The organism is Pseudomonas sp. NY15364, assembly GCF_048068235.1.
In the GTDB taxonomy this organism is placed as follows: domain Bacteria; phylum Pseudomonadota; class Gammaproteobacteria; order Pseudomonadales; family Pseudomonadaceae; genus Aquipseudomonas; species Aquipseudomonas mendocina_D.
On sequence record NZ_JBLUPX010000002.1, the window covers coordinates 42766 to 58156 of the forward strand.

A 15391-nucleotide genomic window follows, 5' to 3' on the forward strand; every position below is an offset into this window, starting at 1 on the left:
TGCAGAGAATCGAGGGTAATCGCTTCACACATAAGAACAAGAGCTTGCCCATGAACATGCACCAGAGCGACGCCGAACCCGTCACCGGCCATATCGGACGCAGTCAGACCCGCGTCGAAGATGCTGCCCTGCTGCGTGGTCTGGGTCGCTATGCCGACGATATGGCGACGCCGCCAGGTACGCTGCACGCCGCTATCGTTCGTTCGCCTCATGCCCACGCCCGAGTGCTTTCGGTCGATGCTTCGGCAGCCTTGAGCATGCCCGGTGTGCACGGCGTGCTGACGGGCGAGGACGTCAAGCGTTGGGCCAACCCGTTTCCGGTTGGCGTGCGTGCGCCCATGGAGCATTGGTGTCTGGCCGTGGACAAGGTTCGCTACGTCGGCGAGCCGGTCTGCGTGGTGATCGCCGAAGACCGCTACCTGGCCGAGGACGCGCTGGACGCGGTGCAGGTGGAATACGAGCCGCTGCCGGCGATCGTCGATCCGGAAGCGGCCACCGCCGAGGACGCGCCGGTGCTGCACGAGGCGGTCGGCAGCAACGTGGTCAACGAGCGGCACTTCCGCTACGGCGAGCCCGAGGAAGCCTTCGCCAAGGCCGCGCGGCGGGTTTCGATCAAGGTTCATTTTCCGCGTAACTCCTGCACGCCAATCGAGTGTTATGTCGTTCTTGGGCAGTACCAGCCAGCGACCGGCACCTACGACGTGCTCTCCAATTTCCAGGGGCCTTATGCCCTGCACTCGGTGATGGCGCGCGCGTTGAACGTGCCCGGCAATCGTCTGCGTATGCGTACTCCGCCGGACTCGGGCGGCAGTTTTGGCATCAAGCAGGGTGTATTTCCCTACGTCGTGCTCATGGGGCTGGCGGCGCGCAAGGTAGGCGCTCCGGTGAAGTGGGTCGAAGATCGCCTCGAGCATCTGCAGGCCTCCTCCAGCGCCACCAACCGGGTCTGCGAGATCGAGGCAGCGGTAGAGGCTGACGGTCGCGTGCTGGCGCTCAAGTACGATCAGATCGACGACTGCGGTGGTTACCTGCGCGCGCCGGAGCCGGCCACGTTCTATCGCATGCACGGCAACCTGACGGGAGCCTATGCGATCCGCAATCTGCTGGTACGCAATCGCGTGGTGCTGACCAATAAGGTGCCGAGTGGCCTGAACCGCGGCTTCGGCGGTGGCCAGGTGTATTTTTCGCTTGAGCGTGTGATGCACCAGATTGCCGTCGAACTGGAGCTCGACCCGCTCGATGTTATCCGGCGCAACCTGGTGCCGGCTGACGCCTTTCCCTATCGCGCTGCCGCCGGGGCATTGCTCGATTCCGGCGACTATCCGGCAGCAGTCGATCTTGCCGTGCGCGACGGTGGGCTGGATGAGCTGTTGCGCCGTCGTGACCAGGCGCGCGCCGAGGGGCGCATCTACGGCATCGGTTATACCGCGGCCGTGGAGCCGTCGATCTCCAATATGGGCTATATCACCACGGCGATGACGCCCGAGGAGCGGCGCAAGGCGGGCCCGAAGAACGGCGCGGTGAGCACGGCCACGGTCAGTGTTGGTCCGCTCGGTGATGTCTCCGTACACGTGTCTTCGACGCCGCAGGGGCAGGGGCACCAGACCGTTGTCGCGCAGATCGTCGCTGAAGTACTGGGTGTGGCGCTCGAGGGCATCAGTGTCAACGTGGAGCTGGACACTGGCAAGGATGCCTGGTCGATCGCTTCTGGCAATTATTCGAGCCGCTTCGCTGGTGCCGTCGCCGGTTCGGTTTACAACGCCGCGATGCGTATTCGCGAGCGGATGGCAGGCATCGCGGCATCGATGTGGCAGGTGCAAGCCGAGGATGTGCGTTTCGCCGGTGGCAAGGTATTCGTCGAGGGTGGGCCGAGCCAGGCATTCCATCGTATTGCGGGCGCTACCCACTGGTCTCCCGGCCTGCTGCCCGAGGGTGAGCGTGGTGGCTTGCGCGAGACGGCATTCTGGAGCCCGCCTCAGCTGACTGCGCCGAGTGATGAGGACTGCATCAACAGCTCGTTGTGCTACGGCTTCATCTTCGACATCTGCGCGGTGGAGATCGATCGCATCACCGGTGAGGTCCACATAGACCGCTACGTGACCTGCCACGATGCCGGGCGCATTCTCAATCCGATGCTGGTCGATGGCCAGATCCGTGGCGGCTTCACCCAGGCTCTGGGCGTCGCGCTGATGGAGGAATTCGCCTACGCCAGTGACGGCAGCTTCCTCTCCGGTACCTTCGCCGATTATCTGGTGCCCACGGCTCCCGAAGCGGTGGAGCCCGTGATCCTGCACATGGAGACACCATCGCCGTTCACCCCGCTGGGTGCCAAGGGTGTCGGTGAAGGCAACAACATGAGCACCCCGGTATGCATCGCCAACGCGGTGGCGGATGCGCTCGGCCGTTCCGATATCCGCCTGCCGCTCACGCCGTCACGGGTGCGCAGCATGATCGACATCGACGAGCCGGCTGCACCCGAGGGAATGACGCTGGATACGCCGAAAGTGGCCGGCGGCTCGACGCTGCAGGCCGAGGATTCGGTGGAAATTCCCGCCTCGCCACAAGAGGTGTACGACGCGCTGCTCGACCCGGACACCTTGAAGTCGATCATTCCCGGCTGTCACGCCTTGGAGGTGGAAGGAGAGAACCACTACCGCGCCGACGTTACCGTGGGCGTCGGCATGATCCGCGCGCGCTTTGCCGCGAAAGTCGGGCTGACCGATCTCGATCCGCCGCATTCGCTGAAGCTGTCCGGCTCCGGCAATAGCCCGATGGGCTCGGCCACCGGCAGTGCGAAGGTACGCTTCATCGAACTGGACAATGGCCATACCCGTCTCGAATACGCATACGAGGCGGCGGTCAGTGGCAAGGTCGCCGCGGTCGGTGGGCGCATGTTGCAGAGCGCCTCGAAAGTCATCATCGGGCAAATCTTCACTCGCCTGGCACAACGCCTCAGCGGAGCGCCGATGCGCCTTGGGCTATGGCAGCGCCTGCTCCAGCTGTTCGGCAAAGGAGGTGGGCAATGAAGCCGGCCGCATTCGAATACGTTCGCGTTGCCAGTAAGCGCGAAGCCCTGGAAATCCTTGCCGAGCATGGTGAGCAGGCCCGAATCATCGCCGGCGGCCAGTCGTTGATGGCGGTACTCAACATGCGCCTGGCGCAGCCCAAAGTGCTGGTCGACATCAACCACGCCGCTGACCTGCACCACCTCAACGTCGAGCGCAGCCACCTGTGCGTCGGTGCTGCGGTGCGCCAGGTCGAGCTGATGGATCGCGCCAGCCTGGCCGACGAGGTGCCACTGCTGGCCCGCGCTCTGCCCTGGATCGGCCATTTCCAGACCCGTAACCGTGGCACCGTGTGCGGCTCCGTGGCGCATGCCGACCCCAGCGCCGAGATCCCGCTGTGCCTGGTCACCCTCGGCGGCCTTGTGGTGCTCGAATCGCTCAAGGGTAAGCGCCGCGAAATACCGGCGGCAGAATTCTTCCAGGGCGTGCTGACCACCGCGCGGCGTGCGGACGAGTTGGTCAGCGAGGTGCGCTTCCCGCTGGCCGATCCGCAAGTGCGCTATCGCTTCCGTGAAGTGGCCATGCGTCATGGCGACTTCGCCCTGGTGGCCCTGGCCGCGTGCATCCGCGAAGACAGCGTCGAGCTTGGCGTCGGGGGTGTTTCCGACCGCCCGGTGCTGCGCCACCTGCCGCGCGGTGCGCAATTGCCGGAGGCACTCAACGCCTTCGCCTGGTCGCTCGGCGCACAGGACGACGTACATGCCAGCGCGGCGTATCGACGTCATCTGGTACGCGAGCTCGGCCGCCAACTCATCGAGGAACAGGACCATGCGCGCGCCAGTTGATCAACGTTTTCCCGTTCGCCTGCAACTCAACGGGCGTATGCGCCAGGGGCATGCCGAGCCGCGCATGCAGTTGTGCGATTTCCTCCGCCACGAGCTCGGCGCCACCGGCGTGCATGTCGGCTGCGAACACGGTGTTTGCGGTGCATGCACGGTGCTGGTCGACGGCGTTGCCTCGCGCTCCTGCCTGATGCTTGCGGTGCAGGCGCACGAACGGAGCATCGACACTGTCGAGTCGCTGGCGCGCGATGAGGTGATGAGCGATCTGCAGCAGGCATTCAGCCGCCACCACGCGCTGCAGTGTGGTTTCTGCACCAGCGGCATCTTGATGTCCTGCGTGGAGTTCCTCGAACGCGTGCCCCAGCCCGATGAGGCTCAAGTACGCGACATGCTGTCCGGCCACCTGTGCCGCTGTACCGGTTACACGGGAATGGTTCAGGCCGTGCTGGAGGTGGCGCTGCAGCGCCAGGCCTTACAACAACAAGAAGCCTTGGAGAACACCCATGTTTGATTTAGGACGCAGCTTTCTTGCCGCAGTCGAGCGCCGCCCGGGTGCGATTGCGATCAGCGACGGCGCGTTGAGAAAAACCTACGAACAATGGTTTGCCGACATTCAGCGTGCCGCCCACGGGCTGCAGCGTCTCGGGCTCGCCAAGGGCGATCGTCTGGTGGCAGTGATGCAGAACAACTGGCAGATGGCGACGTTGCACTGGGCCTGCCAGTTCAGTGGCATCGTCATGACGCCGCTGAACTGGCGTTGCACGGCGGATGATCTGAGCTGGTGTCTGGAGGATGCCGATGCCCGGGCACTGATCCACGACGATTCCTCGGTCGAGGCTGTACGTGGCGCTGGCCAGCTGCGAATTCCCTGCGTCAGCGTTGGCGAACTGGCAGACGAGAGCGCCCTGAGTTTCGAACAGCTATGCGCCGAGGCGCCGGCGCAGACCATTCTGCGCGCCAGCCCGGAAGACTGGTCGCTGATGCTCTATACCTCAGGCACCACCAGCCGGCCCAAGGGCGTACCGCGTCGGCACCGTGTCGAACGTGCGGCAGCCGTGGCGCATGTGGCGCAGAACCTCTACGGCCACGAGGAGTGCACGCTGGGGGTGATGCCGCTGTACCACACCATGGGTGTGCGCTCGCTGTTGTCCATGACGCTGATCGATGGCCACTTCGTCTGCGTACCGAAGTTCGACGTTCAGGCCACGCTCGATGCCATCGAGCGCGAGAAAATCAGCAACCTCTATCTGGTACCGACGCTGTACCACATGCTCATCGAGCACCCGGAGTTCAGCCCTCAACGGGTCGCCAGCGTGCGCAAGATCGGCTTTGCGGGAGCGCCGATGAGCGACGGTCTGATGCGTCGGGTCGAGGCAGCGTTTCAGCCGGAGCTGTTCGTCAATCACTACGGCAGCTCGGAGATTTACACATTCACCATCGACCAGAATGCGGCGCGCAAGCCAGGTTCGTCCGGCCGCTGCGCATTGAATCAGCGGATTCGCGTGGTCGGTCTGGACGCTCGCTCACCAGACGAGGTCGCCAGGCCCAACGAGGAGGGCCAGATCATCGCCGACCTGGCCAGCGACGAGGCCTTTGAAGGGTACTGGAAGCGTCCCGACGCGGATGACAAGTCGCTGCGTGACGGCTGGTACTTCACCGGTGACACCGGATTCTTCGATGAGGAAGGCGACCTGTTCGTCACCGGTCGTGTTGATGACCTGATCATCACCGGTGGCGAGAACGTCAGCCCGGCGGAAATCGAGAACGTCTTGTCGCTGCACCCAGCAGTAGAGGAAGTCGCGGTGGTCGGGTTGCCCGACGAGCAATGGGGCAAGCTGATCGCCGCTTTCATCAAGTTGCGCCACCCGGTCAGCGAAGCAGAACTAGACACCCACTGCGTCACTTCCGGCCTGGCCCGTTTCAAGCGCCCGCGTCGCTACGAATTCATCGAGCAGATTCCAAAATCCCCGGTCGGCAAGATCCTGCGCCGCGTACTGCTCGCCCAGTACGGCGAGCTCAAGGCTGACAGCTGACCCCATTAGACGAGAGGAAAGACCATGAATACCACCGAGATTGAGCAGTTCCTGAACAACCCATTCGACGGCTTCAACGTTGAGGTCGACACCGCTCGTGAACGTGCCGACATCATCCTCGGCCGCCCACCGTACAACGTCATTGCCATGAGCCAGCGCGAAACGCTGCGCCAGGTATTCGAGGCGCTGGATGCGCATCCTGGCGTTCGCGTGATCGTGTTGCGCGCCCAGGGCGAGCATTTCTCCAGTGGCGGCGACATCAAGGGCTTCCTGGAAGCATCGCCGGAGCATGTTTCCAAGCTGGCCTGGAACGTCGCCGCGCCAGAACGCTGCAGCAAGCCGGTGATCGTTGCCAACCGTGGCTACACCTTTGGCGTGGGCTTCGAGTTGTCGCTGGCCTGCGACTTCCGCATCGCTTCGGAAACCGCGCGCTACGCGCTACCGGAACAGAATCTCGGGCAGATCCCGGGCTCCGGCGGTTCGGCGCGTCTGCAGAAGATGATCGGCATCACCCGCACCAAGCACATGGTCATGCGTGCCAAACGTGTCAGCGGTCAGCAGGCCTATGACTGGGGCTTCGTCACCGAATGCGTACCGGACACCGAGCTGGAAAGCACGGTCGACGCGCTGGTCGACGAGCTGCGCCGCTTCTCACCGCTGGCCCAGCGCACCGCGAAGAAGCTGATCAACGACAACGAGGACGCACCGCTGAAGGTGGCCATCGAGATGGAGGGCCACTGCTACAGCCGCCTGCGCAGCTCGGCCGATTTCAAGGAAGGTGTCGAGGCATTTCACGGCAAGCGGCCCGCCGTCTTCCGCGGGGAATAAGCTGCGCGGCCGCCGAGCCGCCTCCAGCACGTGTGCCGTCCTTGCTGGGCGGCATCCGGAGAACGACCGAACGCTCACACAACAACAAGCGAAGGCGTTGCCATGATCCAGAAACCGCTTCATCCCGCAACCGAAGACTCGGTTGCCGACAATGCGCCCACTCTAAGCCGGGCTTTCAACTCCAAGTCCATCAGTGCGGGGGTGGTCGCCGCCCTGTTCGGTTGTACCGGTCCGGCTCTGGTGGTGATCAACGCGGCCGAGGCGGGCCGCCTGAGCAATGCGCAGACAGTTGCCTGGCTGTTCGGCATATATGTATTGGGCGGGCTAATCAGTCTGTTTCTGGCATTGCGGTACCGCCAGCCGATCTGCGGCGCCTACAGCATTCCGGGCGCGGCGATCCTGGCGGCCTCACTAACCGTCATTCCGTTCAGCGATGCGGTCGGTGCCTTCATCATGAGCGGTGTCCTGGTGCTACTGCTTGGCGCCAGTGGGCTGATCGGGCGCTTGATGCGCTGGCTGCCGATGCCGATCGTGATGGCGATGATCGCCGGGGCGCTGATCCGCTTCGCCACTGGTTCGGTCGATGCTGTCGTCACGGCCCCGCTAATCGCTGGCGTCGCTGCGCTGAGCTTTTTCCTGACGACTCGGTTCTTCCGATCCATTCCGCCGGTGTTGGTCGCCGGGCTGGTCGGCTTGGTTCTGGCCTTCGCCTTTGGCCAGTTGCAGCCAGCCGATGTGAGCATTGCCTGGGTGATGCCTGAACTCACCATGCCGACCTTTTCCATCGATGCCTTTCTGGCCATCACCATTCCGCTCACTGCGTTGGTGATTGGTGCGGAGAATGCCCAGGCCACTGGTGTGCTGTTGGCCGAGGGGTACAGCCCACCAGTCAACACGATGACCGTGGTCAGTGGCATCGGCGGTGTACTGGCCAGTGTGCTGGGCGGGCATAACGCCAACATCGCCGGGCCGATGACGGCCATCTGCTCGTCCGAGCAGGCCGGCGATAACCCTCGGCTGCGCTACGGTGCTGCGTTGGTCAACGGTGTGCTGTTTATTCTGTTCGGGTTGTTCGCCGGCCTGGCGGTCCCGTTCATCCTCGCCTTTCCCAAGGCGCTGATCGTTGTGGTTGCCGGCCTGGCGATGATCGGCGTGCTGCTCGGCTCGCTGCAACAGGCTTTCCAGAAGGGCGGAGCCTGCCAGATCGGGGCTTTCGTGGCGCTGGCGGTGGCTATGAGCCAATTCACGCTGCTGGGCATCAGTTCCCCGTTCTGGGCGCTGCTGTCGGGGGTAGCGGTGTCGTGGCTGCTCGGCGAGATGAAGCGTTGAGCGGCACCCCGGCTCTTCTTCGCGAGCGGTCCAGAGAGGCTAGAGCTGCGCGTGATGGCGTGTATCAAAATTCGTTAATGGCCAGAGGTTTTACCCGGCCCATAAGATGAAGCTGCTGAACTAGACGGGGCCGGTAGAACCGGCACCGTATACAACCGACAAAAACAAAAACGGTGAACAGCAATGAACAATCAACTGCCTTGTGGGCCCATCTCCAGCCTGGCCTCAGCCATAGCGGCGAGGTCTCTGCACCTGACGTTCGGACGCACCAGCAAAGACGCCTGATTGCCCAGCTCTACACGAACAGCGTGTGGAGCGGCAGTTTCGGTTCTGGCCCTGGTCCTCACACGTTACGGCAGATAATTATGAAAAACCTCGCCAACCCCGCCTCGGTCGTTGCGCTTTGCTGGGCGGCTTTCCAGATTTACATGGTCTACGGTACCCCGCTGGATCTGATGGTCGCAGTACCGATCCACATCATGTTCGGCGTCGTACTGACGTTCATCACCCATCCGCTGCGCAAAGGCGACGTCGACCGTTTCACCGCCGCGCGCCTGTCGGACTACCTGCTCGCCGCGGTGGCCGTGGCCATCGCCCTGCACTATCTGCGGAGCGGCGAAATGCTGAACATGCGCATCGCTATGGTCGACCCGCTGACCACGTTAGACATGGTGGTGGGCATCGCCACCATCGTGCTGGTGATCGAGGCCGTGCGCCGCGCCCTGGGCATGGGGCTGACGGTGGTGATCCTGGCCTTCCTGGTGTACCAGTTCAGCGGCCCGCAGCTGCGCGACATTCCGATGCTGGGCCTGATCGGGCACGACGGCGAGCCGAGCCGGCTGTTCTTCGAGACCTTCCTCGACATGCAGACGATGCAGAACGAGGGCGTGTTCGGCATCCCCAGTATCGTCTCCTACAATCAAGTCTTCTACTTCCTGCTGTTCGGCGCCTTCCTCCAGCTGTTCGGCGGCGGTCAGCTGTTCATGGATCTCTCGGTGCTGTTGGTGGGCCGTTTTCGTGGCGGGATGGCCAAGGTCTCGATCGTCTCCTCTACGCTGTTCGGCTCGGTGAGCGGCAGCGCCACAGCCAACGCCGCGGTGATGGGCATGTTCACCATCCCGGCGATGAAAAAGTCCGGCATGAGTGCCGAAGAAGCCGCAGCGGTGGAAGCGACCTCCTCGACCGGTGGGCAGATCATGCCGCCGGTGATGGGCGCTGCGGCCTTCCTCATCGCCCAGTTCATGGGCATTCCTTATGCCGAGGTGGCGATTGCCGCATTGATTCCAGCGCTGCTGTTCTATGTCGCGCTGTATTTCGTGGTCGACCTACTGGCGCGCCGCAAAGGCCTGGCCGGACTGAAGCGCGCGGAGATCAGCACCGGCTGGGCCAGCGTGCTCAAGCGCCTGTATCTGCTGATTCCGGTATTCGTGCTGGTCTACCAGATCATGGCCGGCCGCGCGCTGAGTTCGGCGACCCTGCAGGCGATCTGGATCACCCTGGTTTTCGGCCTCTGCACTCGCGTCTGGGAGGGCTTGCGTGCGGAGGGCGGTCGCGGCGTGCTGAAGGCTACCGGTTCGGTGTTCAGTGACTCGTTGCAGGCACTGGATTCCGGTGCGCGCGGCGCCATTGCCGTAGCCATTCCCTGTGCCGGCGCCGGCATCGTGGTCGGTATCGCCTCGATCACCAACCTTGGCCTGACCTTCGGCACCTTCGTCACCGCACTGTCCGGCGGCATGCTGATCCCCGCGCTGCTGCTGGTGATGTTCATGGTCATCGTGATGGGCATGGGCATGCCCACCACCGCCGCCTACATCATGGGGGCCATCCTGGCTATTCCGGCGTTGGACAAGCTGGGCGTGCCGGCCATCTCGGCACATTTCTTCGTGCTCTATTTCGCCGCGCTGTCGATGGTCACGCCGCCGGTAGCTCTGGCTGCCTTCGTCGCTGGCGGGATCGCCAAGGCTAACGTGTGGAAGACCGGCTGGGTGGCGTTCCGCTACAGCCTGGCCGGCTTCCTCGTCGCCTTCGCTTTCGTCTTCAGCCCCGCGCTGCTGCTGCAAGGCGACTGGCAGGCAATCGTTCCGGCGGTGGTCACCGCAGTGATCGGTTGTTACGCCCTGGCCGGCTGCGTGGTGGGCTACCTGCGCGCACGCAACACGCTGCTGGAAACCATCTTGCTGTTCGTCGCCGCGGCGCTGTTGATCACCCCGGTGATCAAGGCCTCCCTGGCGGGACTGGTGCTGCTCTGCGGCATCTGGGCATGGCAGAGCCGTCGGGCCAAGGCCCAGCAAACCGAATGTGTGCTGAGCCGGTCGGGCGCCTGATGGCCCGCACTGCGAAATCAATCGAGGAGAACAACAATATGATCAAAGCACTGAAAAAACATGCGACCGTTGCGCTGCTTGGCATCATCGGTCTATGCGGCAGTGCGATCGCCGCCGAGCCGGTAAAGGTCAAGTTCGCTGCCGGGCCGACCGGTACGACCTGGTACGCCTATGCTGGCGCTTTGCGCGGAGAGATGCTGCAACGGCTGCCGGCAGGCTCCTCGGTGGACATTCAGGGCACGCCCATGGCCATCGCCAACACCAAGTTGCTGGCAGCCCGGCGAGCTGACATCGGCCTGATCTTCCCGCCCGTTGCCGCTTGGGCCCAGCAGCCGTTCGGTCCGTTCGAGCGCAAGATCGACAACGTTCGCGGCCTGGTCGGCGGCCTCGACCAGTACTACCAACGCATCACCGTGCAGAACGACAGCCCCATCCAGTCCATCGCCGATATTCGCGAGAAAAAGCTGGCAGTGCGTATCGGTACCGGCCCGCAGGGCAGCCTAAATGAATACATCGCCAAGCTGATCCTCGAGGCCAATGGCCTGAGTTACGAGGCGATCGAATCTTTCGGCGGCAGCATCAGCAAGTCTAGCCTGAGCATCCTGCAGGACCAGTTCGGCGACAGGAAAATCGACATGATCATCGGCATCACCACCGCTGGCCACCCCAACACCGCCCAGCTGTCTATCACCCCCGGCCAGCGTTTCCTCGATCTGAGCGACGAGGCCATCAGCTTCCTGGAGAAATACGGTTTCGTTCGCACCACCATGCCTGCCGGCATGTTCGAACATCAGGACAAGGCGGTCGAGGGCGTCGGCTTCGTCACCTCTCTGTACGCCAACGATCAGGTCTCCGAGGAAGCGGCCTACGCCATCACCAAGGCAGTCCTGGACGGCCGTGAGGCGCTGCAGCGCTCGTTTGGCTCGATGAAGGACTGGACCGCTGAGGGTTCCTTCGACCCAGCCAACCTTGCCGTGCCGCTGCATCCGGGCGCCGAGAGGTTCTACCGTGAAAGTGGCCTGCTGAAATAACGCCACCCTGGCCTTACGGCGCGTGCCGCGTAGCTCTTTTCGCCCGATCTCAGAGAGGATCAGATGACAGTCGACAAGCGATACGATGGCGGTCAGGCCATCGTCGAACTGCTCCGACGCAATGGTGTGGACAGGGTGTTCACGGTGCCTGGCGAAAGCTTCCTGCCGGTTCTCGACGCGCTGCACGATGCTTCCGACATCGCCCTGGTGGTGTGTCGCCAGGAAGGCGGTGCGTCGATGATGGCCGAGGCCTATGCCAAGACCACCGGGCGCCCGGGGGTTTGCTTCGTGACCCGTGGCCCAGGCAGTGCCAATGCCCTGGCGGGGCTGCATGTCGCCTCGCAGGACTCCACGCCGCTGCTGGTCTTCGTCGGTCAGGTGCCTCGTGGTTTTCAGCAGCGCGAGGCATGGCAGGAAGTCGATGTCGGTGAGCTGTTCGGCCCGGTCGCCAAGTGGGCCGTGGATATTCAGGATGCCGCGCGCCTTCCCGAGTATCTCTCGCGCGCTTTCACCACGGCTCGCTCCGGCCGCCAGGGGCCGGTGGTGCTGGGGCTTCCGGAAGATCTCCTGTTCGAAACCGTTGCACCGTTGGCGCTAGAGGCGGCGCCGATCAACCAGGGTTATCCAGCGCCGGCGGCGATGGCGCAACTGCAACAGATGTTGAGCGAGGCGCAGCGACCGCTGGCTATCTTCGGCGGCTCCGGCTGGAATGCTGAATGCCGGCAGGCGCTGCAGGGCTTCGCCGAAGCCCAGGGGCTGCCGGTGGTCACGGCCTTCCGCCGCCAGGACCGCTTCGATAACGGTCACCCGAACTATGCTGGCGATGCTGGACTGGGCATGAACCCGGCGCTCGCCAAGATGATTCAGGAGGCTGACCTGCTGGTTGCGGTCGGTACGCGCCTGGGCGATATCACCACTCGCCACTACGAATTGGTCGAGGCACCTCGGCCACACCAGCGGCTGGTACATGTCCATCCCGATGCGCAGGAGCCTGGCCGGGTCTACTGGCCGGAGCTGGCTGTCTGTGCTTCGGTGACGAACTTCGCTGAAGCTGCCGCTGAGCTATCACCGCCGGCTGCACTGTCCGCCGAACGCCGTGCCTGGCTGAGCCGCGCCCAGGAAATCCGTCAGGCCTGGCAGCAGCCTACGCAGCTGCCGGGCCCTTTGCAACTCGGTGAGATCGTCGCCTGGCTCGGCAATCGCCTCCCTGCCGATGCAGTGATCAGCAATGGAGCGGGCAACTACACCCTCTGGGTCCATCGGTTTTACCCTTTTCGCGACTGGGGCAGCCAACTGGCGCCGACGTCGGGTTCGATGGGGTACGGTCTACCGGCGGCAATCGCTGCCAAGCTCGCCCAGCCCATGCGGCCGGCCGTGTGCTTCGCTGGCGATGGCTGTTTTCAGATGACCTGCCAGGAGCTGGCCACGGCGGTGCAATATGGCGCCAACGTGATCATCGTGGTGGTCAACAACGGCTCCTACGGCTCGATCCGCATGCATCAGGATAAGCATTACCCCGGTCGGCGATATGGCACCGACCTGGTCAACCCGGACATGGTTACCCTCGCCAAGGCCTATGGCGCCGTTGCGGCACGGGTGGAGCGGACCGAGCAATTTGCCGATGTCTTTGAGCAGGCATTGGCCTGTGACCGACCTTTTCTCATCGAGCTGATGATCGACCCGGCAATCCTGCGGCCCTGAGCGAATCGCCTCGAGGTCGGGCCTGGCCTCCCACAAAACCGTCAGTGCCCGACTTCTGGGAAGCGCGCCTCGCGGCGACTGGCGTGTAGGTGGGCTTGGCCACTTACCCCAACCGAGGGCGGTCTCGACCGCACAGAGACTTCCACTGTATCGAGTCCATTCGCGAACAAGGCTCCTACATCCGGAGCCTAGCCGCCCGTAAGCTCTGCCCGCTCAGTGCATCACCGAGCCGCCATCCACAACCACGGTTTCCCCAGTCATGAAGGCGCTGTCGTCGCAGGCGAGGAACAGCAGCGGGCCGATCAGGTCGCCTGGCATCTGGTCACGCTTGATTGCGCGGCTGGCGATCACCGGCGCGGTCAGCCGTTCGCGCATCTCGGCGTTGGCTACCACACCTTCGCTCAGCACCAGGCCCGGTGCCAGCGTATTGACCGAGATACCGTAATCGCCCAGCTCACGTGCCAGCGCGCGGGTCAGCGCAAGAATAGCGCCCTTGGAGGTTACGTAGTGCAGCAAGCCCGGGGTGCCCTTGAACGGCGTGCCGGAGGAGATGTTGATGATCCGCCCGTAACCGCGCTGCTTCATGTAGGGCGCCACCGCACGGGCGCAAATGAACGGACCGCGCACGTTCACCGCCATGACCTTGTCCCACTCAGCGAGGTCGATGTCCTCGAAGCTCTTCATCTTTAGCGAAGCGTAGATCGCGGCATTGTTTACCAGTACGTCGATCTGCCCGAAGCGCTCCATCGCCGCGGTGGCCATGGTTGCCGCCGACGCCTCGTCGGTCACGTCGGTCGTCAAGGCAATGGCTTCGGCACCCATGCCCTCAAGTTCGGCCACTAGCGAAGAGCCATCGAGCACATCGGCGATGACGATGCGCGCGCCCTCGGCCGCCAAAGCGCGGGCGTAGGTCGCCCCGATGCCCTGGGCTGCGCCGGTGATGATAACAACCTTGTCTTTCATGCGATTCATAGACGTCTCCAGTCAGACCCGGCCACAGGGGCCGGGATGTAAATAGCGACCTTGCACAGGCCTCATGAGATAAACGCGGTCACCAGGTCCGGCTGCCAGGCGATCAGAATCATCACCAGCAGGGTGACCAGCAGGAACGGCAACAGTGGCCGCATGATGTCGCCCGGCCGGCAACCGGTGACACGGGACGCGACGTAGAGCGCCGCGCCCACCGGCGGGGTGAGCAGGCCGAGGGTCAGGTTGATACACATGATCACGCCTAGATGGTAGGCGTTGATGCCATAGACCGACTCGGCCACCGGCAACACGATCGGCACCAGCAGGATCAGCGCCGCGATGCCGTCGAGTACCATGCCCACCACCAGTAGGAGTGCGATCAGCAACAACAGATAGATGAAGGGATCGGACGTCATTCCCTGCATGATCGCGCCGAGCTGCTGCGGGATTTGCTCGTAGACGATGACCCAGCCGAAAACCGCCGCCGCGGCGACCAGCGCCAGTACCACACCGCTGTTGATCCCCACTCGCAGTAGCATGTCTCCCATGCGATCGAGCTTCATCTCGCCATGCGCGAAGCGACCGACCAGCACCGCTATGGCCGCGCCCACCGCAGCGGCCTCGGTCGGCGTCGCGATGCCGCCAATGATCGAACCGATCATCACTACCGGCACGCTGAGCGACGGTACGCTCCGCACCACATTGCGCACCATCTGCGCGCGGGTCAGGCGCTCGTTTGGGGGGTACTGGTAAAAGAAGCCAAGCAATGCGATGACCAGGATGAAGCCACCGGCCATCAACAGGCCGGGAACGATGCCGGCGATGAACAGGTCGCCGATGGATATCTGCGCAAGCACGCCAAAGATCACGAACAGCATCGACGGCGGAATTACCGGCGCCAGCAGCGCCCCGGCTGCCGTGGTCGCGGTGGCGAAATTGCGGTCGTAGCCCTTCTGATGCATCTCCGGCACCATCACCTGGGACATGACCGCCACCTGGGCGTTGGCCGAACCGACGATCGAGGCCAACATCATATTGGCGAGGATGTTGATGTAAGCCAGACCGCCGCGGACCGAACCGAGAAACACCGACGCGAAGGCGACCAGGCGGCGGGTGATGCCGCCCTCGTTCATCAGTTCACCGACCAGCATGAACAGCGGGATGGCGAGTAGTCCGTAGTTGTCCAGCCCGCCGAAGAACTGCTGCGGGTAGGAGAGAAACAGCACGCTATTGCCGCTGGACTGAATGTAGATCATGGCGCTGACCGCCAGCACCAGCGCGATCGGCACGCCGATGAAGAGCAGCACGGTGAAGAGTCCGATGATCATT

Annotated in this window: 11 protein-coding genes; 9 read left to right on the plus strand and 2 right to left on the minus strand. The window is 63.6% G+C overall.

Annotated elements, in window-relative coordinates; translation table 11 throughout:
• The first annotated feature begins 50 nt into the window (after positions 1-50).
• From ACNFCJ_RS02575 to ACNFCJ_RS02615, 9 genes are all read left to right on the plus strand, one after another.
• On the plus strand, positions 51-3026 hold the full coding sequence (locus ACNFCJ_RS02575; protein WP_416769643.1) for a xanthine dehydrogenase family protein molybdopterin-binding subunit: 2976 nt from the start codon (positions 51-53) through the stop codon (positions 3024-3026).
• Entirely contained in the window at positions 3023-3850 is an 828-nt protein-coding gene (locus ACNFCJ_RS02580) for an FAD binding domain-containing protein (RefSeq protein WP_416769644.1), read from the plus strand. Before ACNFCJ_RS02575 ends, ACNFCJ_RS02580 begins: the two co-directional genes overlap by 4 nt.
• Positions 3834-4358: a (2Fe-2S)-binding protein gene (locus ACNFCJ_RS02585; RefSeq protein ID WP_296235658.1), complete on the plus strand. Its 525-nt coding sequence runs from the start codon at positions 3834-3836 to the stop codon at positions 4356-4358. The genes ACNFCJ_RS02580 and ACNFCJ_RS02585 overlap by 17 nt, the downstream gene beginning before the upstream one ends.
• Positions 4351-5880: an AMP-binding protein gene (locus ACNFCJ_RS02590; protein WP_125834171.1), complete on the plus strand. Its 1530-nt coding sequence runs from the start codon at positions 4351-4353 to the stop codon at positions 5878-5880. The genes ACNFCJ_RS02585 and ACNFCJ_RS02590 overlap by 8 nt, the downstream gene beginning before the upstream one ends.
• A gap of 24 nt (positions 5881-5904) precedes the next feature.
• A complete protein-coding gene (locus ACNFCJ_RS02595) occupies positions 5905-6708 on the plus strand; it encodes an enoyl-CoA hydratase/isomerase family protein (protein ID WP_416769647.1) in 804 nt (267 codons plus the stop codon).
• 102 nt (positions 6709-6810) lie between these two features.
• Positions 6811-8037, plus strand: a complete 1227-nt coding sequence (locus tag ACNFCJ_RS02600; protein WP_416769649.1) for a benzoate/H(+) symporter BenE family transporter — start codon at positions 6811-6813, stop codon at positions 8035-8037.
• A 365-nt stretch (positions 8038-8402) separates the two neighbouring features.
• Positions 8403-10361, plus strand: coding sequence for a TRAP transporter fused permease subunit (locus tag ACNFCJ_RS02605; RefSeq protein WP_181563330.1), 1959 nt, complete (start codon positions 8403-8405; stop codon positions 10359-10361).
• 38 nt (positions 10362-10399) lie between these two features.
• A complete protein-coding gene (locus tag ACNFCJ_RS02610; protein ID WP_416769650.1) occupies positions 10400-11392 on the plus strand; it encodes a TAXI family TRAP transporter solute-binding subunit in 993 nt (330 codons plus the stop codon).
• Positions 11393-11455: 63 nt separating this feature from the next.
• Entirely contained in the window at positions 11456-13093 is a 1638-nt protein-coding gene (locus ACNFCJ_RS02615) for a thiamine pyrophosphate-binding protein (protein WP_416769651.1), read from the plus strand.
• 213 nt (positions 13094-13306) lie between these two features.
• Here ACNFCJ_RS02615 and ACNFCJ_RS02620 read toward each other — a convergent pair whose 3' ends face one another.
• Both ACNFCJ_RS02620 and ACNFCJ_RS02625 read right to left on the minus strand, forming a co-directional pair.
• Positions 13307-14065 (minus strand): SDR family NAD(P)-dependent oxidoreductase, encoded by a 759-nt coding sequence (locus ACNFCJ_RS02620; RefSeq protein WP_416769652.1) that lies wholly within the window; start codon positions 14063-14065, stop codon positions 13307-13309.
• Positions 14066-14127: 62 nt separating this feature from the next.
• Entirely contained in the window at positions 14128-15390 is a 1263-nt protein-coding gene (locus ACNFCJ_RS02625) for a TRAP transporter large permease (protein WP_416769654.1), read from the minus strand.
• Position 15391: the final 1 nt, after the last annotated feature.

Coding starts and splice junctions, on each gene's coding strand:
- ACNFCJ_RS02595 (WP_416769647.1), top strand. CDS start 5,905: ATGAATACCACCGAGATTGAGCAGTTCCTGAACAACCCATTCGACGGC.
- ACNFCJ_RS02620 (WP_416769652.1), bottom strand. CDS start 14,065: ATGAATCGCATGAAAGACAAGGTTGTTATCATCACCGGCGCAGCCCAG.
- ACNFCJ_RS02615 (WP_416769651.1), top strand. CDS start 11,456: ATGACAGTCGACAAGCGATACGATGGCGGTCAGGCCATCGTCGAACTG.
- ACNFCJ_RS02590 (WP_125834171.1), top strand. CDS start 4,351: ATGTTTGATTTAGGACGCAGCTTTCTTGCCGCAGTCGAGCGCCGCCCG.
- ACNFCJ_RS02600 (WP_416769649.1), top strand. CDS start 6,811: ATGATCCAGAAACCGCTTCATCCCGCAACCGAAGACTCGGTTGCCGAC.
- ACNFCJ_RS02605 (WP_181563330.1), top strand. CDS start 8,403: ATGAAAAACCTCGCCAACCCCGCCTCGGTCGTTGCGCTTTGCTGGGCG.
- ACNFCJ_RS02610 (WP_416769650.1), top strand. CDS start 10,400: ATGATCAAAGCACTGAAAAAACATGCGACCGTTGCGCTGCTTGGCATC.
- ACNFCJ_RS02575 (WP_416769643.1), top strand. CDS start 51: ATGAACATGCACCAGAGCGACGCCGAACCCGTCACCGGCCATATCGGA.
- ACNFCJ_RS02585 (WP_296235658.1), top strand. CDS start 3,834: ATGCGCGCGCCAGTTGATCAACGTTTTCCCGTTCGCCTGCAACTCAAC.
- ACNFCJ_RS02625 (WP_416769654.1), bottom strand. CDS start 15,390: ATGATCATCGGACTCTTCACCGTGCTGCTCTTCATCGGCGTGCCGATC.
- ACNFCJ_RS02580 (WP_416769644.1), top strand. CDS start 3,023: ATGAAGCCGGCCGCATTCGAATACGTTCGCGTTGCCAGTAAGCGCGAA.